The sequence below is a fragment of the Rhizobium sp. 768_B6_N1_8 genome (assembly GCF_051811225.1).
Lineage (GTDB): Bacteria > Pseudomonadota > Alphaproteobacteria > Rhizobiales > Rhizobiaceae > Rhizobium.
Genome location: NZ_JBPWPV010000001.1, coordinates 124063 through 147259, shown reverse-complemented (window position 1 = coordinate 147259; position 23197 = coordinate 124063). Strand labels below are relative to the sequence as shown.

General features: G+C 59.7%; 19 protein-coding genes and 1 tRNA gene. 11 read left to right on the top strand and 9 right to left on the bottom strand.

Annotation, left to right across the window (positions count from 1 at the left end; genetic code table 11):
* Entirely contained in the window at positions 1–960 is a 960-nt protein-coding gene (locus AB8B33_RS00725) for an NAD(P)H-dependent flavin oxidoreductase (RefSeq protein WP_439014014.1), read from the top strand.
* A 160-nt stretch (positions 961–1120) separates the two neighbouring features.
* Positions 1121–1196, top strand: a tRNA-Thr gene (locus tag AB8B33_RS00720).
* Between the two features lie 517 nt (positions 1197–1713).
* On the opposite strand, the gene AB8B33_RS00715 is transcribed toward AB8B33_RS00720, so the two are convergent.
* From AB8B33_RS00715 to AB8B33_RS00700, 4 genes are all read right to left on the bottom strand, one after another.
* Entirely contained in the window at positions 1714–3276 is a 1563-nt protein-coding gene (locus AB8B33_RS00715; RefSeq protein WP_439014013.1) for a DHA2 family efflux MFS transporter permease subunit, read from the bottom strand.
* 20 nt (positions 3277–3296) lie between these two features.
* Positions 3297–4463 carry an HlyD family secretion protein gene (locus AB8B33_RS00710; protein WP_439014012.1) on the bottom strand — a complete coding sequence of 389 codons (1167 nt, stop codon included), beginning with the start codon at positions 4461–4463 and terminating at the stop codon, positions 3297–3299.
* A 526-nt stretch (positions 4464–4989) separates the two neighbouring features.
* Complete coding sequence (locus AB8B33_RS00705) at positions 4990–5217, bottom strand: helix-turn-helix transcriptional regulator (protein ID WP_439014011.1); 228 nt, start codon at positions 5215–5217, stop codon at positions 4990–4992.
* 192 nt (positions 5218–5409) lie between these two features.
* Positions 5410–7416, bottom strand: a complete 2007-nt coding sequence (locus AB8B33_RS00700) for a putative bifunctional diguanylate cyclase/phosphodiesterase (RefSeq protein WP_439014010.1) — start codon at positions 7414–7416, stop codon at positions 5410–5412.
* A 257-nt stretch (positions 7417–7673) separates the two neighbouring features.
* Between AB8B33_RS00700 and AB8B33_RS00695 the strand changes: the two genes are divergently transcribed.
* Positions 7674–8717 (top strand): class I SAM-dependent methyltransferase, encoded by a 1044-nt coding sequence (locus AB8B33_RS00695; RefSeq protein WP_113322910.1) that lies wholly within the window; start codon positions 7674–7676, stop codon positions 8715–8717.
* 41 nt (positions 8718–8758) lie between these two features.
* Here AB8B33_RS00695 and AB8B33_RS00690 read toward each other — a convergent pair whose 3' ends face one another.
* Positions 8759–9262, bottom strand: a complete 504-nt coding sequence (locus tag AB8B33_RS00690; protein WP_113322909.1) for a hypothetical protein — start codon at positions 9260–9262, stop codon at positions 8759–8761.
* A 77-nt stretch (positions 9263–9339) separates the two neighbouring features.
* A complete protein-coding gene (locus AB8B33_RS00685) occupies positions 9340–10182 on the bottom strand; it encodes a glycosyl transferase (RefSeq protein WP_113322908.1) in 843 nt (280 codons plus the stop codon).
* A 370-nt stretch (positions 10183–10552) separates the two neighbouring features.
* On the opposite strand from AB8B33_RS00685, the gene AB8B33_RS00680 reads away from it, so the two are divergent.
* Positions 10553–12046, top strand: a complete 1494-nt coding sequence (locus AB8B33_RS00680) for an MDR family MFS transporter (protein ID WP_113322907.1) — start codon at positions 10553–10555, stop codon at positions 12044–12046.
* Positions 12047–12061: 15 nt separating this feature from the next.
* Here AB8B33_RS00680 and AB8B33_RS00675 read toward each other — a convergent pair whose 3' ends face one another.
* Positions 12062–12967 carry a GntR family transcriptional regulator gene (locus AB8B33_RS00675; protein ID WP_439014008.1) on the bottom strand — a complete coding sequence of 302 codons (906 nt, stop codon included), beginning with the start codon at positions 12965–12967 and terminating at the stop codon, positions 12062–12064.
* A 257-nt stretch (positions 12968–13224) separates the two neighbouring features.
* Between AB8B33_RS00675 and AB8B33_RS00670 the strand changes: the two genes are divergently transcribed.
* The 7 genes from AB8B33_RS00670 (at position 13225) to AB8B33_RS00640 (ending at position 21185) form a co-directional block, all read left to right on the top strand.
* Complete coding sequence (locus AB8B33_RS00670; RefSeq protein WP_439014007.1) at positions 13225–14727, top strand: UxaA family hydrolase; 1503 nt, start codon at positions 13225–13227, stop codon at positions 14725–14727.
* Positions 14728–14767: 40 nt separating this feature from the next.
* Complete coding sequence (locus tag AB8B33_RS00665) at positions 14768–15787, top strand: aldo/keto reductase (protein ID WP_439014006.1); 1020 nt, start codon at positions 14768–14770, stop codon at positions 15785–15787.
* 9 nt (positions 15788–15796) lie between these two features.
* Entirely contained in the window at positions 15797–16243 is a 447-nt protein-coding gene (locus tag AB8B33_RS00660; protein ID WP_439014005.1) for an RbsD/FucU family protein, read from the top strand.
* Positions 16244–16453: 210 nt separating this feature from the next.
* On the top strand, positions 16454–17443 hold the full coding sequence (locus AB8B33_RS00655) for an ABC transporter substrate-binding protein (RefSeq protein ID WP_113322902.1): 990 nt from the start codon (positions 16454–16456) through the stop codon (positions 17441–17443).
* A 101-nt stretch (positions 17444–17544) separates the two neighbouring features.
* Positions 17545–19098 (top strand): sugar ABC transporter ATP-binding protein, encoded by a 1554-nt coding sequence (locus tag AB8B33_RS00650; RefSeq protein ID WP_310379066.1) that lies wholly within the window; start codon positions 17545–17547, stop codon positions 19096–19098.
* A 27-nt stretch (positions 19099–19125) separates the two neighbouring features.
* A complete protein-coding gene (locus AB8B33_RS00645) occupies positions 19126–20100 on the top strand; it encodes an ABC transporter permease (RefSeq protein WP_113322900.1) in 975 nt (324 codons plus the stop codon).
* Positions 20101–20165: 65 nt separating this feature from the next.
* A complete protein-coding gene (locus AB8B33_RS00640; RefSeq protein WP_439014004.1) occupies positions 20166–21185 on the top strand; it encodes a zinc-binding alcohol dehydrogenase family protein in 1020 nt (339 codons plus the stop codon).
* A gap of 97 nt (positions 21186–21282) precedes the next feature.
* Here the strand turns inward: AB8B33_RS00640 and AB8B33_RS00635 are convergent, their stop codons facing one another.
* Together AB8B33_RS00635 and AB8B33_RS00630 are read right to left on the bottom strand one after the other, a co-directional pair.
* A complete protein-coding gene (locus AB8B33_RS00635; protein ID WP_439014003.1) occupies positions 21283–22005 on the bottom strand; it encodes a copper homeostasis protein CutC in 723 nt (240 codons plus the stop codon).
* Between the two features lie 247 nt (positions 22006–22252).
* A complete protein-coding gene (locus AB8B33_RS00630) occupies positions 22253–23170 on the bottom strand; it encodes a LysR family transcriptional regulator (protein ID WP_439014002.1) in 918 nt (305 codons plus the stop codon).
* Between the last annotated feature and the right edge of the window lie 27 nt (positions 23171–23197).

Genomic DNA, 23197 nt, shown 5'->3' with positions numbered 1-23197 from the left:
ATGGCCCTGCCCCCGATACTTAGGGATAATCTGAGACTGCCGGTCATCGGCTCGCCGCTTTTCATCGTCTCCCATCCGGCGCTGACACTGGCGCAATGCAAGGCCGGCGTGATCGGCGCGTTTCCGGCCTTGAACGCGCGCCCGGAAAGCCAGCTCGACGAGTGGCTGGCAATGATCACCGAAGATCTTGCCCATTATAATGCCGGGCATCCGGAACGACCGGCCGCACCCTTTGCGGTCAACCAGATCGTCCATATGTCGAACAAGCGGCTGGAGCACGATCTGATGCTCTGCGTGAAATACAAGGTGCCCGTCGTCATTTCCTCGCTTGGCGCCGTGCCGGAAGTGAATGCAGCTGTTCATTCCTACGGCGGTATCGTGCTGCACGACGTCATCAACAACCGCCATGCCAATTCGGCAATCCGCAAGGGTGCCGATGGACTGATCGCGGTTGCAGCGGGTGCTGGCGGACATGCGGGCACGCTTTCTCCCTTCGCACTGGTGCAGGAGATCCGCGAATGGTTCGACGGCCCGCTGCTGCTTGCCGGCTCGATTGCGACCGGCGGCGCCATTCTCGCAGCACAAGCAATGGGCGCCGACATGGCCTATATCGGCACCCCCTTCATCGCGACCGAGGAGGCACGCGCCTCCGATGCCTACAAGCAGGCGATCGTCGAGGGTGCCGCCGCCGATATCGTCTACTCGAACTATTTCACCGGCGTGCACGGCAACTACCTGAAGCCCTCCATTCGCGCGGCAGGCCTCGACCCTGACGATCTGCCTGAAGCCGATCCCTCGAAGATGGATTTCGAACAGGCGACGGGCGGCGCAAAGGCCTGGAAGGACATCTGGGGCAGCGGCCAGGGCATCGGTGCGATCAAGACGGTGGAACCGGTGGCAAAGCTGGTCGACCGGCTGGAAGCGGAATACCGGGCCGCCCGCACCCGGCTGGCGCTCTGAAGCACAGGCCTTTCCACTAAGGGGGGCCCTTCCACTGAAGGGAGCCTTTCCACAGGCTCAGCTTTTTTGCCCGGGGGCATAAGAGGGTGCTTGAAATCTTCAGACAATGCCTGTATCAGCCCCATGCAAATCGCGGGCCGCATGCTTCGCCCGCCGGATTGCCGCTTTAGCTCAGTCGGTAGAGCACATCATTCGTAATGATGGGGTCACGTGTTCGAGTCACGTAAGCGGCACCATTAGCCTCTTGATTGTAAGTATAAATTCTCGACGTCTTCAGATATTACCTGCCGACGACGCGCTCAAGTCGCCACGCATGCAGCGCAATTGCCTGCCAGAACGTCGTAACCACTCGAGTCTGTCAATACGAACTCGGCGGGTAAAATGTCAGCGTTCGATTGTCATTGACTCTACGAAATCGCGTTAGCTGTATTGGAATCGTGATTCTAGGAATGTTTCAGGGAAAATTATGAGCGCAAGGAAAGTCGGTTCGGCTCCACCTTGTGGAGGGGCCCCCAGGGCATCCTGACCGCTGAGATCATAAACTGGACACGTCACGTCCTAAGTGTACCGCGCTCTAAGCTCGCAGGTCTTCTATCATGGCCCGAAGTCAAAAAGGCGGGAGTGTACTTTCTTGTTGGCCCCAATCCGGACGACGATGGTCAAACGTTCGTTTACATTGGCCAAAGGTGTTCTAACGCCGCGTTGTACAACGAGTTCAGGCCATATAGCGCCTGGGCACCCCGCCGAACCAGCCTAAGTCGGCGAAGGCCCTCGTGTCAAAAGGACCACGACGACTGCGAGCGACAGGAGCACTCCGAGTATATAGAATGTGTCGGAAAACGCCATGACGAAGGATTGTTGCTGGACGAGCGTGCCGAGCAAGATCTCGGCCTCATGATGTGCATGACCGATATCACCGGCGCCATGCGCCATAAAATACTGCTGCATGTCCGTCAGAAACTGCCCGACGTTGTTTCCATAGGGCGTGACCGACTGGCCGATGATGTTGGAATGGAATTGTTCACGTTTGGTGATGATCGTTGCCAATGTGGCCGTTCCCACTGCGCCACCGAGGCTTCGCATCATGTTGAACAGCCCGGATGCCGCTCCTGATTGCTCTCTGGGGATTCCAATAGTTGCGATACCGATCAACGGTGCGATCACCACGGCCTGACCAATTGCACGCACAATGTTGGTAATCATGAACTGGGGACCACCGTCGTCGAAGCTCAGATGCGTGTTCAGAAAGCAGCTTGCTGCGAAGATAGCCAGACCGACGGAGACGATGGCACGCCGATCGAAGTGCTTTTGCAGCAAAGGCACGAAGGGAATGATCAGAAGCTGCGGCAGGCCGGCCCAGGCCAGCACCAAGCCCGTTTGCTCGGCATTGTAGCCTTGAACTCCGTTCAGGTACGCAGGCAGCACGTACACCGAGCCATAGAGGGCGAAGCCAACAATGATATTGGCGAGGGTACCCAATCCAAAATTTCGGCGGGCGAGCAGACGTAGTTGGACAGCGGGTTTCTCGACGACCAACTCGATGATGATGAAAATCGTCAGTGCAATGGCTGCCAGGATGGCCAAGTGCACTATGTAGGGTGACCCGAACCAGTCGTCCTTGTTGCCTTCATCGAGCACTGTTTGCAGCGATGCCAAGCCAACCGCCATGAATGCGATGCCGAGCCAGTCGCCGTCGCGCAGCAATGCGAGGTTCATCTTGGATCGTTCCAGCGTCGGATAGAGCAAGCCAAACATCAACGCCCCGGGGACAAGGTTGATGAAGAAGATATACTGCCATCCGTAGTTTTCGGTCAGGTAGCCGCCGATGGTCGGCCCGATTGCTGGTCCGAAGGTCGCAGTCAGCGCGAAAGCCGCTAACCCCGTCGGCTGCTGGCGCAGCGGGATCGTCGTCAACACGCGAGTGAAGGCCATCGGAATCATCACCCCGCCCGTGAGGCCCTGCAATCCACGGAACATGATCATTTCCGATAGGTTCGTGGCAAAGGCGCAGCAGACGGAAAACAACAGAAACAGGCCGAGATTGCCGAGCAATGCGCGGCGGAAGGTGAAGACGCGGCTGAGATAGTCCGTCAGCGGGATCATGATGATTTCGCCGATCAGATAGGCGGTCGAGATCCAGGTGCCGTTGTCGGAACCGGTACCGATTCCGCCTTCGATCTGTGGAAGCGAGGAGTTGGTGATCTGAATGTCGAGGACGGCAATCAGCGCCCCTACCATACAGCCGCCAACCGCGATCCAAGTGCGCATGCTGGCGCCCGCCTCGCGCTCAACTCCAGATGTCTCCATGCCCGCCATCGCCGTAGACCTCCCAAGAATTACTTGCTTGCGTTCCCAGGAGGGTTGCCATCAACGGCCGGTCCAACCTTGATTGTGGTCGTTACCGACATCCCCGGAAGCAGGCGACCGGCAAGTGGATCCGACTTGTCGATGGTGATCTTGACGGGAACACGCTGGACGATCTTGGTAAAGTTGCCGGTCGCGTTGTCGGGCGGCAGCAAGGCGAACTCCTGACCGCTTGCCGGCGCTAGGCTGTTTACGATGCCGCGCACGGTGATACCTGAAAATGTATCCACGTCGATCCTGACCGGTTGGCCTGGCTTGACGTTGGCGAGCTGGGTCTCCTTGTAATTGGCGACGACATAGGCCGCCTGGAGCGGCACCACAGCCAGCAACAGTTGACCAGGCTGGGCGTAGAGGCCAACCCGGACTGCCCGCGCGCCGACAACTCCGTCGACGGGTGCTCGTAGCACCGTGTATCCGAGGTTGAGTTCGGCCTGAGCCAGCGCGGCACGATTGTGATCAAGAGTTGCTTCTGCTTCGGACTGTTGAGCGTCCAGCGTAGCGATCTGCTTCTGCGCGGCGACCAGTGCAGCCTTGTCCTTGACTACGACGGCCTTCGCCGATTCGGCCTGCGACGCTGCCTGTTGGGCCTCTTCCACTGTTGCCGAACCCGTTTTTGACAGGGTCATGAAGCGCTGGTTGTTCTGTTCAGCGAACACCTCCGATGCCTGGTCGGTATTGATCGTCGCTTGCGCTTCGTCGATCAGGGCCTTCTGTTCGCTGAGTTGGGCGGCAATACTGACGATGGCCGCTTCGGCCTCGGCGACATCCGCCTTGGCCTGATCGACCGCCGCCTGAAAGTCGCGCGGATCAATCGTAGCGAGAATGTCACCGGCTTTGACCGGCTGATTGTCATTGACAAGAAGCGTCTGGATATAGCCCGCCACCTGTGGCGCTATCGCGACCACGTCGGCCTGCACATATGCATCGTCCGTCGATTGTTCGAATTGCCACACCGTCCAGTATTCCCAGCCGCCATAGGCCGCTGCACCAAGCGCCACCATCCCTATCGTACCCAGCACCAGCATTCGCCATTTCGGCTTTCGCGTCGGCGGAGCAGGTGTCCCTGCCTCCGCTTGATCGCTCTCATCTGAAGTTTTTAGGTTTGTGTTCGCAGGATGATTGGTGACATTCATGTTCATGGGGGCTCCTGCCCCTGAATAGCCAACTGGCGGTTTGGGATGCACCGGGATTTAGCGATTCCAGCAAGTTGGGTTCAGCCAGCCGGCCGACCCGACTGGGAAGGCAGTGATGCGATGGGTAAAAATTATCGCGTTAGTGTGTGTTCCATAACCATACGTTGGTGTAGGATATGCCGTGCTTTCTGGTCACGGCTTTGAGTTCGGGCTTGCGACGTAGACCCACTGCAGCAGGTCGTTGATCTGGCTGTTTGGATGCCCGTTGACGGTAAGCGGTGGGCCGACCCCACCTTGACCGAGATCATCGGTAGACTTGGATCATCGGTAGACTTGCTATTCGCCGCATGAGTTGCGCTCTGGTATCGCGGCACACGCTGACATTGCAAGTTTCGCGAAAACCCCTGACGGCCATAATCTTACCGGCGCGGCGCGGCCGTTCGAGGCGCTGAGACGCGCCCGTCCCCGACGACGGCGCGTATTGCGATAGTCTATCCATTTGATGATCCGCGCGAAATATGAAGGCCGACTGCTATCTGCGTTCCTGCGCAGAGGCTTTCGGATTTGGCGCAGTGCGTCTCAGGGACATTTCATCCATCCAGGCGCCGACTTCGTCCGACCGCCAGAGATTGTTTTTTGCGACCTGTATCGGACCGGGAAACTTGCCGTCCCTGACCCAGAGCGTCCCGCTCGAAACGGGCGCGATCTTCTGGACGTCGCTCGTGCTCAACAGTGTGCAGGTGATTGCGCTGCCAGTCATGCTCGTTCCGCTGAGACCGATCAGAGGCAGAATGCGCGACGACGGCTGTTCATAACAAATGCGATGTAGTTCAACGCGATACAGCCGACGCAGGGCGACGTTCACTGTATCGGCGGCTCACCGCACGGAAGGCAATGCGGTCGGGCCCGACACGGCAGCCCTTGTCCATCAAGGTCCTGAAGCAGGCTGAACCTATAACCCATTCCGGAACAGGCGTTTTGAATCAAGGTTCCTGACCATGCTGAACGGCAGCACGTTATCAGTTTCAAACTGGGCTGCCGGCGCGGGCCTTCCAATGAAATATCCCTGGAGCTGGTTGATTCCGTACTGCTGCATCAGCCGCTGATGTTCGATGGTCTCGACGCCTTCAATGAGTATCCTCACGCCGCGATTGCGCAGCAGGCTGATGATGTCGAGCAACATCCTCTTGCCTCTCTCCGTGTTGCTGTCATGGAGGAAGGATCGATCGATCTTGACGGTGTCGAACTCTATGAGGCGGAGCCACGAGAGCCCTGCGAAGCCTGTGCCAAAGTCGTCGAGCCAGACTTGAGCGCCGAGCTTTCTCAGGTCGCTAATGCAACGAACCACATCCTGGTCGATTTCCAGCTCCACGCCTTCGGTGATCTCGAAAGCAAGTCGGGCACCCGTCACGCCGAATTCTGCCAGTGTTGCCGCCACATAGGTGGCGAAACCCGGCATCTTGAGTTCAATCGGGGAAACGTTGACGCTGGCAACCTGCACGAGGTCGGTCGCCAACAAGTCTCGGCAAACAGTGCGGATTGCCCACCGGCCGAGTTCGACGATCGAGCCCGTCCTTTCCGCAACCGGGATGAATTTACCAGGCGATACAGGCGTTCCATCCAACATGCTCAAACGCATCAAAGCTTCGACAGCGTCCATCTTGCCCGTCTGGACGTTGCGGATCGGTTGATAGACGAGGGAGACAAGGCCGTGCTCGAGCGCGATCTTCAGGGTCGCAGCTATATCCTCGCTGTCATCGCTGCTCTCAGGATCTTCGGGATCGAAGACCACGAGGGTGTTGCGGCCCGCCGCCTTGGCGGCGTAAAGCGCGCGATCAGCTTCGTGAATGACCTTCTCTACCTGCTTGCTCTCGTCCCGCGTATAGGACACGCCGACACTCACGGTGATGACAGTGGTCCCGTCTCGCCTGTGTTCGTGTGGCCAGGCCAAGGCCCTGATTGCAGCACACATTGCTTCTGCGAGCTCGACCGCTCGTTGCGAATTCGGCATCGATGTGATGACGATGAATTCCTCACCGCCGTATCGCCCGATGATCGAACCCCAGGACTCGGCCACGCTTTGAAGAAGCTGGGAGACAGCTATAAGACAGCGGTCACCTTCTTGATGGCCGTAGCAGTCGTTATAGCGTTTGAAATAATCCACATCGATAAGCAGGACGGCAAAGGGCACACTGTCGTCCTGCCAGCGTTGCCAATGATCACGCAGACGCTGATCGACTGCCCGGCGATTTTCGAGGCCGGTCAACGAGTCCGTGTTCGAGAGGTGCAAAAGAGCCTTGCCTCTTTCGTCGGCGGCAGCTTGCTGCAAACTCGCTTCAAATGCATTGAGGAAGACTTTGTAGCGCTCCCTATTGAGCTGAAGGTTCACGTAAGACGTGAAAACAAAGCAAGAAATACAGAACGCACCGAGGATGAGCTTGTGGAGAAGCAACATGGGCGCGAACAGATATAGGGCGCCAGTGAAGATGAGCACGTTCGTTGCGGAGGCCGCAAGAGCAACCGGAAACCGGAAACTGAAGAACAAGTTGACGCTCATCATGAAGATCGCGCCAAACACCATATAATATGAGAACGCATCCCCGGCCGCGGTCATCCGGGCGGTGAGAAGCCAGACAAGATAGGCTACGAGCACCGACATCGCCGCGGCCATGTCGACCGTATCGGCTTTTGCCTCGCGGTAGAGCAGGAATTCCAGCACGCATAACGCACTGACGCCAACCGCCAGCCGGCCGGCGACCGTGTACTGGACGACATCACCGATAAAAAGATAGTCCGTGAAGGAATATGCAAGGTAAGCAGCGACCGCTGTCCAGAGGCCTTTGCGCGTCGCGCTCTTTCGGCCGCTCTCGCTCTTCTGCTCATAAAGGCAACGCAACTGTTCTGGCGACAGCGTCGGCAGCACGGTAGCAGCTGCGGTTTCGGCTAACACGTGCATCATGCCCCTGCCACCCAACATCTTGCAGCAGTTGCCCTTCGCAGACTGCCAACTGACGCTGGATAGCCGTACGCAGAGTCCACATCAACCGATAACGCTCAAACGGTCCCCAAGCGGGCGGGCTATCTCTCGGGTTCACTAATATTTTCTAAAGCTAAGACGTGCACTGGCGCCGCAGCCCAACCTTAACGCTTGACTCGCGTGAAAATGGTAAGGATTTTACGCAATGTTTTAAGTTCTTATTCACCAGTGAGGTTTCAGTGGCTCAGCCGCTCTTTTCTCTTGATGGCCAAAGCCTGATCACGCCGCAGTCCTTCAGCAATAAGCTTCCCTCACCGAACCGAGATGACGAAACAGACCGCCTGCGAACCGCAGAGGCTGAGTTTGCGATCGTCATCAACATTGCAATACAACGGTTCTCCGCGGGTAAGAACCTGCCTGATGCAGTCAGGTGGCTAATTGGCCAGCTCCATGACGTCCGTCATAAATTCGGCGCTGCCGTGTGGCAGAAGCTCATCCCGATCATTCAAGCCCATCCCTCGGCAAAGATCCTCCAGCAGTGCCCGTTCACCCGTTGGTCCTTTGACAAACCTCGCGGCTATTCCGGTGATGCCAGTCTTATCGACTTCATTTATGGGCATCCGGCGGTGGCCGAAGAAGTGGCCAGATCCACCCGTCTCGGACTGGATATCTTCGACTACACGATAAACGCCCCCGGCCCGGTCGCCGTAAGGGAACGTCGCGACATCCTGACCCGCTACGTCGACGAGACCGCTGCGCGAACGGGTTCGGATACCGAAGTCCTGGCCATCGCTGCCGGTCACCTGCGCGAAGCGGAGGCATCGAAGGCACTTGCGGAAGGCCGCCTTAAACGCTGGGTTGCTCTTGATCAGGATCCGGAAAGTATCGGCTCGATCTCGAGCCAATTCCATGGAACTTCCGTCGAGCCTATCAATGGATCCGTGCGCGGCTTGCTCGCACGAAAGCATCGGATCGGCACTTTCGATCTGATCTATGCAGCAGGATTGTACGATTATCTCACCGATAAAGTGGCAATCCGGCTCACGCAGATTTGCATGGAAATGCTGAAGCCAGGCGGCGTCTTTCTATTTGCCAACTTTTCCGACGAGATGGCCGATGACGGGTACATGGAATCCTACATGAACTGGGAGCTTCTCCAGCGTTCCGAAGCCGACATGTGGCGCATTTCCCATCGTAGTGCGACGGAAGACACTGATGATAAGACGGTCTGGTTCGGTGCCAACCGCAATATCATTTACGCCACCATCAGGAAGCGGTCGTAAGCCCCGACGGGCCGGGCGCATCACAAAATCCGAGACTCGGGTCACTGCCGCTGCAGATCAATGCGGCTCGTCACCACGGATCGGCCGGAGGCGAGGTCGCGATCAACAGTCTGCAGGCGAAGCCCGTTTTGCCCCAGCTTTTCGATCATCAATTGTGCGCTTCGGTCGCCATTGGTGACGCGAGCCCAGGTGACATTGAAGTTGAGAGCATCGCCTTTCCTGCTGCCGACGAGCATGGAAGGCTGGCCCGACGGTCCCGTGTAGTTGCCGGTGTAACGTTGACCGGCCGCCTTTACACTTGCCGAGAAGCTTCTTGTGATGACGGCGAGCGCGCGACAACTGCCATTCATGGACACTGCGGAAGCACTCGCGCTGGATTTCAGATTGCACGATACATTGACCTTCTTGCCGCCGATCTTGGTCAGGACCATTCCGCCTCCATCCCAGTCGCCTGCCAATGAATTCAGAAAGTCCGCGTCCGCCGCATTCGCGTTGGCAGACAGACATGAAAGCGAGAGCAATGTTGCGATCAGATGAGGACGCATGAGAGCACCCAACGTTTCCCTGAGCTGACAACATTCAAAGCGAGAAATTGTTCCGCTGCGATCCGGAACTTGCGTTCCTACTCATGCCAGTGATCCGCCACCCAGGGTGTCGGGAGGATATAGTGGCGCAGGTAGCGGAAGGGTTGCTTGCCGCCGCGTTTGCTGACATCGAACACGCCCTTGATATGATCGAGCCTTGTTTCGGCCCGGCCCTTCGGGCCGAATTTCCCATCAATGGCGTTCTGCGGGTGGAAGCCGCGCGGGAAGAGGACAACGCGGGCACTGGATGGCAGGCGCGGTGCGAGGAAGTAGTTCAGCGGAAAGGCCCAGTGGCAGTCCTGCCGGAAATGCAGAACCCAGCTCCGCGGGAAGAATTTCACGCCTCCGGGCGCATTGCGGGTGACGAAGCGCTGTTCATACTGATACTCATCGGCCACTTTCTGCGGGTTGGCCCTGAACTTTTCCTGCAGCGGCAGGAGCTTGCCGACCGGAAAGCGAAAGAGCGAGCTCTGGCCGAGCCTTTCGAAAGGCGTTGTCTGGTTGCGGGCCATGACGACATCATCAGGCCCTCCAACTTTGAAAAAGTCATCCAGAGAGGCGACGATGACCAGGTCGAGGTCCAGATAGAGGACCGGCCCGCTCAGGCTTCCGAGCTTCGGTCCCCAGAGCCTCGCCTTCGGCCAGATGCCCCTCGTATTGACGGGCATTTCGACATCCAGAGGCGGCAGGTCCTCGCACAGGATACCGGGATGGAGATCATCCCGGCAGTCGGTGAAACATGTGAAGGTAAACGGCGGCGTGATGTTGCGCGCCACCATCGCATAGAGCCGGTTGATGAAAGTCGGCCCGTATCTTGTACCCCAGTTGATGCAAATTACCTGTTTAACGCCGCCGCTCGCAGCCAAAACATGCGTCATCATAGCCCGCCATTTCCGTGCCCGGATCCGAAACCCTTCGCAGCCGCGATGGCGCGGTTCACAGGCCTGCATCAGGTTTTCAGGTGGGAATAACCTGGCGGAAATGCAATCCTGAGATCCGAGAGGCCTGGCCTGCCAGATCTCTTTATTTCCGGCGGATACCCACCGAAACTTTCCTTCGCAAAATGCCTTGTATTTTAAATTTGTCAGGGCCGGAAGCGGTTTAAAGCGTCGACACAAAAGAAAGCATATCACTTGCGCTTTACCTGCTACCAGCAGGAGCATAAAAGACTGCCGACATCACGCGTTGCACCTGCCCCACCAGCCGACAGCGGTTTTCCCGTTTCACGGAGAAAGCTTCGAGAGGTTCATCATGTCCGCTACATCGAAGCAATCCAACCGCACGCTCGTCGTTGCCACGATCATGCTCGCGACCTTCATGGTGGCGATCGAAGCCACGATCGTGGCGACCGCCATGCCGCGGATCGTCGGCCAGCTCGGCGGCTTCACCTATTATAGCTGGGTCTTTTCCGCCTTCCTGCTGGCGCAGTCCACGACCACGGTCATCTATGGCAAGCTTTCCGACATTTTTGGACGCAAGCCGGTGCTGATCGGCGGCATCCTCGTTTTCCTCGTCGGTTCGCTCTTCTGCGGGCTTGCCTGGTCGATGGCCTCGCTCATCGTGTTCCGCCTGGTGCAGGGCCTTGGTGCCGGCGCGATCCAGCCGGTGACGATGACAATCATCGGTGACCTGTTCAAGCTGGAGGAACGCGGCAAGGTGCAGGGCGTGATGGCGACAGTTTGGGCGACTTCGGCGGTCGTCGGGCCGCTCGCCGGCGGCATCATCGTCGATACGATCTCCTGGGCCTGGATCTTCTGGATCAACCTGCCGATCGGCATCTTCTCGATCATTGCCTTCATGATGTTCCTGAAGGAGGATGTGGCGCATAAGGATGCCAAGATCGACTATCTCGGTGCCATCCTGTTTTCGATTTCCATCATCGCGCTACTGACGATCCTGACGGAAACGGATGCGCCGGCCTGGGTGCTTCTCTCGCTTGCCGCCCTCTTCGTCGTGACCGGCATTCTCTTTGTATTGCAGGAAAAGCGCACGCCGGAGCCCATCATTTCCATCGCGCTCTGGAGTCGCCGGCTCGTTGCGACCAGCAATGCCTGTATGCTGCTTGCCGGCATGGCGCTGATCGGTCTTTCGACGATCCTGCCGATGTATGTACAGGGCGTGCTCGGCCGCTCGCCTGTTGTCGCCGGTTTCACGCTGACCATGCTGGTCGTCGGCTGGCCGCTGTCGGTGATGCTTTCCGGCCGTTTCTTCAAGGCATTCGGCATCCGCAATACGCTGCGGGTCGGCAGCTTCATGTTTCCCTTCGGGGCCTTCTTCCTGCTGTTCCTGACGCCGGAAAGCCATCCGGCCGTTGCGGGCGCAGGCTCCTTCTTCATGGGCTTCGGCATGGGGCTCATCAACCTGACCAGCATTGCGCTGGTGCAGGACAGCGTGGAATGGTCGATGCGCGGCAGTGCCACAGCCTCGATCATCTTTGCCCGCAGCCTCGGCAATACGCTGGGTGCCACCGTGCTCGGCGCGATCTTGAATGCCGGCATCAATCACTATGCGACGGGGGATGCGGCAAACCGCCTGCACAATGTCCTGAACGAGCCGACCGGCCTCTCGGCGCTTGCAAACGATCCGGCGGTGCGCGGTGTCTTCGATGCGGCGCTGCACTGGAGCTTCTGGGGTGTCGTAGTCGTGGCGGTGCTGACCTTTGCGACCACCTGGCTCATTCCGATCAGCCGCGGCGTGAAGAGCGGGGGCGCGAGCAGCGCGGCAAGCGAGGCCGCGTCGCACTGATCAGGTGCCAACCTTTCAGCCCGGAGCGCCTTCCGTGGAGCTCTGCGGGATGGATTGCAGCAGGGTCTGGCGAGCGGAGCGAAGGTGTATGCGACAGGCGGCCTCAATCTTCGCCTGATCGTTGGCTTCGAGCGCCGCTATATAATCGAGATGTTCGTGGATCGCGCGTTCGTTGCGTTCGCGGGCGGCCGCCTTGTTCCACTGATAATGATAGTGGAAGATGATGGCGATCGCGTCATAGAAGTCGGCAATGAAACGGTTCTTCGAGGCGCGATGGATCAGCAAGTGAAAACGCTCGTCGAGTGCCGAGAATTCCTTGAAACGGTTATTGATGTCAGAGAGCACAGAGAGGTGCTCCTCCTTGATCGCCGCCAAATCCGACCAGGCGTGATGGTCGGCAGGTAGCCTGCCGAACTCGGCGGCCGAATGCAGCTCGAACATTTCGCGCACATCGGCAAGCTCCAGCGCAAATTCGCGGGTGAAGCCCTTCAGCGTCCAGTGGCTGTTCGGCCGTTTTTCGATGAGCCCGAAGCGCGAGAAGCGGATGAGGAATTCACGCACGCTGGTGGTACCTGTGCCGATCTCGCGGGCAAGCTCCAGCTCGTTGATCTGCATGCCGGGCGCTGCTTCATCCGAAAGAATGCGCTGCATGAAGCTGCGCTCGATGATGTCATGCAGCGAATCCGTTTCTTCGGAGGGGAAGAAGTCGCGGTCGATCGGCTGGCGCAGGACGATCTTCTGGCGCTTGTTCCAGCGGATGATGCCCTCGTCGCTGAGACGGGTCAGGATGGCGCGCGCCGTGCTGCGGCTGACGCCGAGCTGGGCTGCGATTTCCGGCTCCGAAGGCAGCGCCGTATCCGTGCGCAATGCTGCCGCATATCGGTTATAGGCTTCCTTGAAGACCGTATTCTGCCTTGCCATCAGACCTTGCTTTCTGCCCAAGCGATACGGGCTTTCCGCCCGAGCGACACGGCGATGATACCCGCCCCAAGAACGGGCACAGCCGGACCAGGAGCCTCTTTAGGCGACCTCTATCTTATTTTCAGTCGCCTGCGGCCGTTTGCCTCCCTCGTCCACAGGATCAATATTCCCGTTGACTTGAAAATGTTTATTGTAGATAAAAAACAAAATCAATGCGCATTCGTCTATGTAGCGGGCGTTTCGTTAGGGAGAAGAAATTGGACAGACAGCCTTGGATCATCCTGTCGACCGGAGACAATGTCGCGGTCGCAACGGCACAGATCGCCGAGGGATCGACGGTTGCGGGCGTCTCGACGCGCCAGAAGATCGACCCCGGCCACAAGGTCGCCATAGCAGACATTCCGCTCGGCACGCCGGTCGTGAAATACGGCCAGGCGATCGGCCGCACGACTGATGATGTGAAGGCCGGCGACCACGTTCACAGCCACAATCTGCATTTCGAAAACGACCGCCTTGCTGCGACGGCCAATTCCGCTCCGGAAGAAGCAAGTGCCGAGGACAGGGCGCGCACCTTCATGGGTTACCGCCGCGCCGACGGACGGGCGGCGACGCGCAATTATATCGGCATCATCGCCAGCGTGAACTGTTCCACCACGGTCTGTCGGGCGATTGCCGACGAGGCCAACCGGACGATCCTGCCGCATTATGACGGCATCGACGGCTTCGTGCCGATCGTTCACGACCAGGGCTGCGGTATGAGCTCGACCGGCGACGGCATGAACGTGCTGCACCGCACCCTTGCCGGTTACACCCGCCATGTGAATTTCGGCGGTGTGCTGATGATCGGCCTCGGCTGCGAGGTCAACCAGTTGACGCTTTACGGCCAGAGCGGTGCCGGCGCTTCCAAGCGGCATTTCAACATTCAGGACGCCGGCGGCTCCCGCCGCGCGGTCGAGCGCGCCATGGGCATGCTGCGCGAAATCGCCGCTGATGTCGGCCGCGAAAAGCGTGTTCCGATGTCGATCGGTGAGATCATCATCGGTCTGCAATGCGGTGGTTCCGACGGTTTTTCGGGCATCACCGCCAATCCGGCGCTCGGTGTTGCCGCCGATCTGCTGGCGGCAGCCGGTGGCACGGCCATCCTTTCGGAAACCTCCGAGATCTATGGCGCGGAGCATTTGCTGCGCAGCCGCGCCGTCAGCGACGATGTCGCCAAAAAGCTCGATGAGAAAATCGCCTGGTGGGAAGACTATGTCGCCCTGCACGGCGCCTCGCTCGACAACAACCCGTCTCCGGGCAACAAGCGCGGCGGGTTGACGACCATTCTCGAAAAGTCGCTCGGCGCCGTTGCCAAGGGCGGCCGCTCGCCGCTGACCGCTGTCTATGGCTATGCCGAGCGCGTCACCGCACCTGGTCTCGTCTTCATGGATACGCCCGGCTATGACCCGGTTTCAGCCACCGGCCAGGTTGCCGGCGGCGCGAACATGATCGCCTTTACGACCGGCCGCGGCAGCTGCTTCGGCTGTCGCCCCGCCCCCTCCCTGAAGCTCGCCAGCAATTCGGCGCTCTATACCTCGATGGAAGAGGATATGGACATCGATTGCGGCACTATCGTCACCGGCGATGCGACCATCAGCGGCAAGGGCCGCGAGATCTTCGAGCTGATCGTCGATACGGCCTCCGGCAAGAAGACGAAAAGTGAAATCTTCGGTTACGGCGATAATGAATTCGTGCCGTGGCATCTCGGAGCCACGCTCTAAATAATACTTATTGATATCAGGGTCTTCACAAGGAGGAATGATGAAGACGAGGAAGATTGGCAAGACGGCGCTCGAGGTGACTGAAATCAGCTTCGGCGCCGCTGCACTCGGCGGTCTTTATCGCGCCTGCCCGCGCGAGCAGGCGATGGAGACGCTGGAATCCGCATGGAACCACGGTATCCGCTATTTCGACGTAGCGCCGTGGTATGGCCTTGGGCTTGGCGAACGACGCGTCGGCGATTTCCTGCGCGACAAGCCGGAAAACAGTTATGTGCTGTCCACCAAGGTCGGTCGTCTGATGCGCCCGGTACCGACGGGCACCGTTCCTGATTATGGCTATGTCGAGCCGCTCTCCTTCGATGCCGATTACGACTATTCTTATGACGGCATCATGCGATCGGTCGAATTCAGCTATGCGCGCCTCGGCCTCAACCGCATCGATATTCTGTTCGTCCATGACATTGGTGCCTATACGCATGGCGCCGCCAAGAATGCCGTGCATCTGAAGAACTTCCTCGATAGCGGCATCAAGGCGCTGGAACAGCTGAAATCGTCAGGCGCGATCAAGGCTTTCGGCCTCGGCGTCAACGAAGTGCCCGTCTGCCTCGACGTGATGCGCAATGGCGATATCGACGTCATCCTGCTTGCCGGACGCTACACGCTGCTCGACCGCTCGGCGGTTGCCGAGCTCATTCCGCTCTGCCGGCAGAAGGGTACCTCACTCGTCGTCGGCGGTGTGTTCAATTCCGGTATTCTTGCAACTGGCCCGGTGCCGGGGTCGCATTTCGACTATATGCCGGCAAATGACGAGGTGCTCGGCAAGGTGGGCGCGATGGAAGAGGTGGCCAAGCGCCACGGCCTGCCGCTTGCCGCCCCCGCCCTGCAGTTTCCGCTGCGCGACCCGGTCGTCTCCTCGGTGCTGATCGGCACGGCAAGGCCCTCGAGCCTCGTGCGCAACATGGAAAATTTCGAGCCGCAGCTTCCTGCCGATATCTATCCCGAATTCGAACCCTATACGCTTGTCGCCGCACCGCTCGGCGAAGAGGCCGTGCGGGTCTAAGGAGACACTATGCTTAGAGGTATTCATCCGCTTCTCGGCCCCGATCTGCTCTATGCGCTGAAGAGCATGGGGCATGGCGACGATATCGTCATTGCCGATGCCAATTTCCCGGCAAGCAGCATGGGACCTGATGTCATCCGTGCCGATGGCGTCAGTGCCACGGCCATGGCCGAGGCGATCCTCACCCACATGCCACTCGATACGTTCGTGCCGCAAACGGCATGGCGGATGGAGGTGGTTGGCGACCCCAAGGCGGTGCCGGAGGTTTGCGCCGAATTCCAGGAGATCGTCACCCGGCGCGCCGGCGATTTTTCCATCGCATCCGTCGAACGCTTCGCCTTCTATGAGATGGCGCGGAAGGCCGCCTATATCGTCGCGACCACCGAGTTCCGGCTCTACGGCAACCTGATCTTGAAGAAGGGCGTCGTCCATCCGCACGAGGTGCAATTCGACTGAGACCGTATTTTAGGTCATTATGTATTTGAAATGAAAACAATTGCTTGAGAGAGAATTTAGCGGGTAAAAAAGCGAATTGGGCATACTTGCAATTTGCCTGCGCCTCAGCTAGCTTCTGATCGTAAATGTTTTTTATCGATAAAAATCGTCCGCCTGCGTTCAGCGGTCCGGTTTCATTGGAGGAGAACGCACCCTGAGAGGAGAACCCTTATGAGCATCGTGAAATCCATTCTGTCTCGCCGTGCCTTTACGGCACTTGCAGGCGCCGCTGTCATTGCGACGGCGATGCCGGCCACGTCTTTTGCGGCCGAGGTGACGATCCCGATCATCGTGAAGGACACGACGTCCTTCTACTGGCAGATCGTTCTGGCCGGCGCGCGCAAGGCTGGCAAGGATCTCGGCGTCAACGTGCCGGAGCTCGGCGCTCAGGCCGAATCCGATATCAACGGCCAGATCAGCATTCTTGAGAACGCCGTTGCCGGCAAGCCGGCAGCCGTCGTCATCTCCCCGACCGAGTTCAAGGCGCTCGGCAAGCCGATCGATGAAGCCGCCAAGTCGGTTCCGATCATCGGCATCGACTCTGGCGCCGACTCCAAGGCATTCAAGTCGTTCCTGACGACCGACAACGTCCAGGGCGGCCGTATCGCTGCTGACGGTCTTGCCGCCGCCATCAAGGGCGCCACCGGCAAGGAAGAGGGCGAAGTCGTCATCCTGACCAACCTTCCCGGCGTCGGCTCGCTGGAACAGCGCCGCGAAGGCTTCCTGGATCAGGTGAAGACCAAGCATCCCGGCCTTAAGGTGATTGCCGATAAGTACGGCGACGGCCAGGCAACGACCGGCCTTAACATGATGACCGACCTGATCACGGCAAACCCGAAGCTCGTCGGCGTCTTCGCCTCGAACCTCATCATGGCGCAGGGCGTTGGCCAGGCGATCGCCGAAAACAAGCTCGGCGACAAGATCAAGGTCATCGGCTTCGACAGCGACGACAAGACGGTCGGCTTCCTCAAGGATGGTGCGATCGCCGGCCTCGTCGTTCAGGACCCCTATCGCATGGGTTATGACGGCGTGAAGACCGCTCTTGCCGTCTCCAAGGGCGAAAAGGTCGAGAAGAACGTCGACACCGGCGCAAACCTCGTCACCAAGGCGAATATGGCTGAGCCGAAGATCGACGCGCTCTTGAACCCGAAGATCAAGTAAAACAACAGGCGGCCGCGCCGGCTTCAAAAACCGGCGCGGCCTTTCTCATCCATGGTATGTTTCACCAGGGAGAGCAGACGTGACAAGAGGAGGAGAGGTCCATGGTCGGACTGGAAGAGGTCAGTCATCGCCACGATGACAGCGCGACGCTGAAAGAAGCCAATCGAATTCCCGCCGGATCGCCCATCCTCGAATTGAAAGGCCTGCAGAAGAATTACGGTCACGTGCAGGCGTTGAAGCCTGCGACGCTGACCTTCCTTGCCGGTGAAATCCACGCCATCGTCGGCGAAAACGGCGCCGGTAAATCCACTCTTATCAAATTGCTCACCGGCGTCATCACACGCACGGCCGGCGAGGTGCTGTGGTGCGGCCATCCGGTGGGGCTGTCGACGCCGAACGAGGCAATCGCCCGCGGCATCAACGCCGTCCACCAGGAAGTCGTGCTCTGCCGGCACCTGACGGTGGCCGCCAATCTCTTCCTCGGCGACGAGGTCAATCGCTTCGGCATCATGCGCAAGAAGCAGATGGAGAAGATGGCGCAGGCCGTTCTCGACGATCTCGGCTTCGGCCTGCCGGCCGGTGCGCTTCTGAGTTCGCTGACGATCGGTCAGCAGCAGCTCGTTGCCACCGCGCGTGCGGCCATGCGCGGCACGCAGTTCCTGATCTTCGACGAGCCGACCGCCTATCTCACCCGCCAGGAATCCGCACAGCTCTTCAAGCTGATCCGCCGCCTGCAGGGCGAAGGCGTCACCATCGTCTATATCAGCCACCGCATGGAGGAAGTCTTCGAGCTTGCCGACCGTGTCTCGGTGCTGCGCGACGGCACGCATGTCGGCACGCGCCTCATCGGCGAAACCAATGACGCCGAACTGATCGCGCTGATGATCAATCGCTCGATCGAGCAGATCTACCATAAGGAAGAGATTCCGATCGGCGAGACGATCCTCGACGTCAGGGGTCTTACCGGCCCGGGCTTCGAAGACGTGTCGCTGAGCGTCAAGGCAGGACAGATCGTCGGGCTCTATGGCCTGATCGGCGCCGGGCGCAGTGAATTTGCTCTCGGGCTCTACGGGCGCCAGCCGACAAGTGCGGGCGAAATCCACTGGATGGGCAAGCGCGTCGATATCAAGAACGAACGCACTGCGATGGAGCTCGGCATTGCGCTCGCGCCCGAAAGCCGGCGCGACCAGGGGCTCTGCCTCAACCTGCCGATCGGCCTCAACATCAACCTGCCGGTGTTCGGACGCCTCAGCCACGGCCCGGTCATCAATCACGCGCGCGAATCGACGAATGCCGACAAGCAGATCCGCGATCTCAGCATCAAGACGCCGAGCCGGCGCGTTCCGGCCTCCAGCATGTCGGGCGGCAACCAGCAGAAGATCGTCATCGGCAAGTGGCTGAGCCACGGCGCCCGGCTTTTCATTTTCGACGAGCCGACCGTCGGCGTCGACGTCGGCACCAAGGCGGAAATCTACCGGCTCTTCGCCAAGCTTCTGAAGGACGGGGCGGGCATTATCCTGATCTCCTCCTATCTGCCTGAGGTCTACGAACTGGCCGACCGGCTGCACGTCTTCCGCAGCGGCAAGCTTGTCGCGAGCCATGATTTCCACGCGGCGACGCATGAAGAAGTGCTCAGCGAAGCGATCGGCGTCTGAGCCAGAAGAATAAGAGGGAGAAAATTCATGACTGTCACCCCCACCGAAATCGTCGCGCCGCCGCCGCGCCGGAAGATGAACATCCTGTTCGGCCTGACGCTGATCGGGTTGCTGATCTTCCTCTGGGTCGTGCTCGGCTTCTCGACAGCCAGCTTCTGGACGCCGCTCAACATCTCTAACCTGCTGCGCCAAGGCGCGATGACGGCGATCCTGGCGCTCGGCCAGACCTTCGTCATCATCACCGCCGGCATCGACCTTTCGGTCGGTGCAATCGTCGGCTTCTGCACGGTCATCATCGCCTGGCTGCTGCAGGCGGGCGTACCGCTCTGGGCGGCAATCTTGCTGACGCTGGCAATCGGTGTCGCGATCGGCTCCTTCCATGGCTTCGGCATCGTGCATATGGGCCTGCCGCCGTTTATCATCACGCTGGCGACGCTGACATCGCTGCGTGGCATTGGCCTGCTGATCACCAACGGCTCTACGATCAGCATCACCGACGAGGGCTTCAGCAACTTCGCCCGCGCCGATTTCCTTGGCGTCCCAAGCCTGTTCTGGATGGTCATCCTGGTTGCGATCCCCTCCTTCGTCTTCCTGCATCTGAGCCGCTGGGGCCGCTATCTCTTCGCCGTCGGTTCGAATGCCGAGGCGGCGCGCCTTTCCGGCGTCAACGTCAAGGGGATGATCTACCTCGCCTATATCCTTTCGGCTTCGTTTGCGGCTTTCGTCGGCGTGCTGCTTGCCTCACGTATCGCAATCGGTAACGCGACACAGGCCGACGGTTGGGAACTGCAGGCGATCGCCTCCTCGGTCATCGGCGGCACGTCGCTCTTCGGAGCCGTCGGCTCCGTGCATGGTCCGCTGATCGGTGCGTTCATTCTGGCGACGATCAACAACGGCGCAAATCTCCTGAACGTCAACTCGTTCTGGCAGCGCATCATCACCGGCCTGCTGATCATCGTCATCGTCTACTTCGACCAGCTTCGCCGGCGCCGGACGGGCTGAGCGAGACGCAAAACGAAGCCGGCCCAAAGGCCGGCTTTCTTCTTTTCAGCAATGCGAGAACTATCATGAAAGCTGTCCTTTGCCGCGAACCCGGTGTCCTCGATCTCGTCGAGCGCCCCTCCCCTGATAAACCTAATACCGGCTGGGTACGGCTTGCCGTCAGCCATGTCGGCATCTGCGGCACGGACTATCATATCTTCGAAGGCAAGCACCCCTTTCTCGAATATCCGCGCGTCATGGGACATGAGATCTCAGCGACGGTGCTGGAGACCGGCGACGGGGTGGCGATGGCCGTCGGTACGCCCGTCATCGTCAATCCCTATCTCTCCTGCGGAAGCTGTGTCGCCTGCCGGCAGGGCAAGCCCAATTGCTGCACCAATATCAAGGTTCTCGGCGTCCATACGGATGGTGCTTTCTGCGAGGAAATCGTAGTGCCCGCGGGCAATCTCTATGCCGCCAAGGGCCTCAGCCTTGAGGCCGCGGCGACCGTCGAATTCCTGGCTATCGGGGCGCATGCGGTACGCCGATCCATGGTCCCTGCGGGTTCCCGCTCGCTTGTCATCGGCGCAGGTCCGATTGGCCTTGGCGCGGCGATCTTCTCGCGTATCGCCGGTCACGATGTGACGCTGCTGGATACGAGTGCGGAACGGCTGCAGATGGCGTCGGAACGCTTCGGCCTTACGTCAGGGATCGTCGCCAATGATGGGACAGCCGATGCCGTGAAGGCCAGGACGGACGGCGATGGTTTTGATGTCGTCTTTGACGCGACAGGCTTTGGACCTTCGATAGAGAAGGCCTTCAGCTTTGTCGCCCATGGCGGCGCCCTGGTGCTGGTCAGCGTCGTGAAAGACGATATCCGCTTCTCCGATCCGGAATTCCATAAGCGGGAAATGATGGTCATCGGCAGCCGCAATGCGACGCGCGTCGACTTCGAACATGTCGCGGATTCGATCGCCAAGGGTCTCGTTCCGGTCGACAAGCTGATCACCCATCGCACGACGCTTGCCGATGTGCCGCGTGATCTCGCCCGCTGGGCACATGAGAAGAGCGGCCTCATCAAGGCGGTGATCAAGATTGCTGGTTAAAGCGTGTCGCGATCTTTCGGATTTGCTTGCCACGCTTTAAGCTTTTGTTTTTGCATGTCGTTATCACAAAACCGCTGCACACTTTTGCGCAACATGCTTAGGCCGCGTCGATTGCCGCGCGCATCTGCCTGACGACCGCGGCATCGGTGCGGTTCGAGGTCGGCACATCGAAGCCGAAAGAGACGGCGCGCGGATCGGCGCTGGCAACGGCAGAGCTGCAGGAGCCGTGAACTTCGCGCGCGCCTGTTGCCCGCAGGATCTCGAGGACATTGGCCGGTCGCACGCCACTGCCCGGCATGATGGAGATGCGGCCGGCAGCCTTGACGGAGATGCGCTTCAGCGTTTCGAGCCCGTCCATCGCCTTCGGTACGCAGCCCGAGGTGAGGATGCGCTCGCAGCCCAGTTCGATCGCCTGCTCCAGTGCCACATCCGGATCCGGCACGAGATCGAAAGCGCGATGCAGCGTCGAGCCGAGGCCGGACGCATGGGCCTTCAGGCGATGAATGAGCGGCATGTCGAGCGTGCCGTCCAGTCGGTTGGCGCCGATGACGACGCCGGCAAGGCCAGCGGCCCTGACAGCATCGATATCGGCAAGCATCGCCTTTTCGTCCGTCGCATCGAAGATGAAGGGGCCGGCATGCGGGCGGATCATTGCATAGACGGGGATCGGCGCTTCGGCGGCAATTCGCATCAGGCTCGGCAATGGCGTCAGCCCACCAAGCTCCAGCGCCGAGCAGAGCTCGATGCGGCCAGCACCGCCCTCGATTGCAGCCGCAAGGCCCTGAGCGCTATCGACGCATACTTCCAGCAAAACCGTCATATCCCGAATCCTTCTCGTTCCGCCATTTCGGCCAAAGTAGCCCATGCAGCCCATTTCACGAACGGCTTACCGCCGATAGCCGCCTTTCCCCCTCTGACGCTCCCCATCGTAACGTCAGGCGCGGCGGCGTAGGGCTATGGTGCCACCAAGTCAGCAACACATTGATTGTCGAATATCGTAAACAACCCTCAAACCCCGATTGGGTCCGCGCATGCCGACGATTGCTGTTCCACAAAGACGCGCCAAATCATGGTTCCCAGATTGGTGGACTTCCGATTGACGTCCGCAGCGCCTCGGTGAAGGCTCGCACCTTGGCACTCGCCTGCGGCAGGGCGCGCAGGAGGTAGATCCCGGCCGGCGCAGCGTTCCAGGGTTCATCGCCCGGCCGCAACCGGACCAGTCTCCCTGCCTTGACGTCCGGTCCGACGACCCAGCTCGACAGGAATGCGAGCCCCAGCCCCTCCTGGGCCGCCGCGCGCAGGGCTTCGAAATCGTCTGAACGGAACGTCACCATACCGTTCCCCGCATGGCCCGCCGGGCCGTCGAGCAGGTCCCCCCAACCCAGAAGATCAGCGCCATGCAGCTTGTCGATCAAACGGTGCGATGAGAGATCGGCGACGCTATCGGGCACACCCGCCCGTGCCAGATAGGCCGGGCTTGCGACCAACAGTCGGGTCAGAGGCGCAAGCCTCGTGGCGATCAGCGTGCTATCGGCCAGCGCCCCCATGCGGATGACCACGTCGAGACGCTCGAGAACCGGATCGGCCAGCCGCTCCGTCAGGTCGAGCTCGACCTTGAGCGCGGGGTGCTCAGTTTGCAGCGCTGCGACGACCGGCAAGACATAGCGCTTGCCAAAGGTCGGGAAGCAGGCGATCCGGAGTGTGCCGGAGACGGAACCGTCGAAGGCGGCGATCTCTGCGTGGGTGTCGGCCAGTTCGTCAAGAAGCAGCAGGGCCCGTTCGTGCAGCCGCCGGCCGGCATCCGTGAGCGTGAGGGCGCGGGTCGAGCGGACCAGCAGGGCAACGCCCAGATCCTCCTCCAGCGTGTCGATCTGGCGCACGATCGCTGAAGGCGTCACCGCGCGCCGACGGGCGGCGCCGGAAAAGCTCCCCGCCCTAACGACATCGACGAAGGTTGACAGGAACACGGCGAAATGGGGTCTCATCTTTGCGATCCAGGCAAAGCCGTTTGC

Coding starts and splice junctions, on each gene's coding strand:
- AB8B33_RS00650 (WP_310379066.1), top strand. CDS start 17,545: ATGGTCGGACTGGAAGAGGTCAGTCATCGCCACGATGACAGCGCGACG.
- AB8B33_RS00660 (WP_439014005.1), top strand. CDS start 15,797: ATGCTTAGAGGTATTCATCCGCTTCTCGGCCCCGATCTGCTCTATGCG.
- AB8B33_RS00635 (WP_439014003.1), bottom strand. CDS start 22,005: ATGACGGTTTTGCTGGAAGTATGCGTCGATAGCGCTCAGGGCCTTGCG.
- AB8B33_RS00680 (WP_113322907.1), top strand. CDS start 10,553: ATGTCCGCTACATCGAAGCAATCCAACCGCACGCTCGTCGTTGCCACG.
- AB8B33_RS00690 (WP_113322909.1), bottom strand. CDS start 9,262: ATGCGTCCTCATCTGATCGCAACATTGCTCTCGCTTTCATGTCTGTCT.
- AB8B33_RS00630 (WP_439014002.1), bottom strand. CDS start 23,170: ATGAGACCCCATTTCGCCGTGTTCCTGTCAACCTTCGTCGATGTCGTT.
- AB8B33_RS00665 (WP_439014006.1), top strand. CDS start 14,768: ATGAAGACGAGGAAGATTGGCAAGACGGCGCTCGAGGTGACTGAAATC.
- AB8B33_RS00685 (WP_113322908.1), bottom strand. CDS start 10,182: ATGATGACGCATGTTTTGGCTGCGAGCGGCGGCGTTAAACAGGTAATT.
- AB8B33_RS00645 (WP_113322900.1), top strand. CDS start 19,126: ATGACTGTCACCCCCACCGAAATCGTCGCGCCGCCGCCGCGCCGGAAG.
- AB8B33_RS00725 (WP_439014014.1), top strand. CDS start 1: ATGGCCCTGCCCCCGATACTTAGGGATAATCTGAGACTGCCGGTCATC.
- AB8B33_RS00675 (WP_439014008.1), bottom strand. CDS start 12,967: ATGGCAAGGCAGAATACGGTCTTCAAGGAAGCCTATAACCGATATGCG.
- AB8B33_RS00715 (WP_439014013.1), bottom strand. CDS start 3,276: ATGGCGGGCATGGAGACATCTGGAGTTGAGCGCGAGGCGGGCGCCAGC.
- AB8B33_RS00640 (WP_439014004.1), top strand. CDS start 20,166: ATGAAAGCTGTCCTTTGCCGCGAACCCGGTGTCCTCGATCTCGTCGAG.
- AB8B33_RS00700 (WP_439014010.1), bottom strand. CDS start 7,416: ATGATGCACGTGTTAGCCGAAACCGCAGCTGCTACCGTGCTGCCGACG.
- AB8B33_RS00655 (WP_113322902.1), top strand. CDS start 16,454: ATGAGCATCGTGAAATCCATTCTGTCTCGCCGTGCCTTTACGGCACTT.
- AB8B33_RS00705 (WP_439014011.1), bottom strand. CDS start 5,217: ATGACTGGCAGCGCAATCACCTGCACACTGTTGAGCACGAGCGACGTC.
- AB8B33_RS00710 (WP_439014012.1), bottom strand. CDS start 4,463: ATGAACATGAATGTCACCAATCATCCTGCGAACACAAACCTAAAAACT.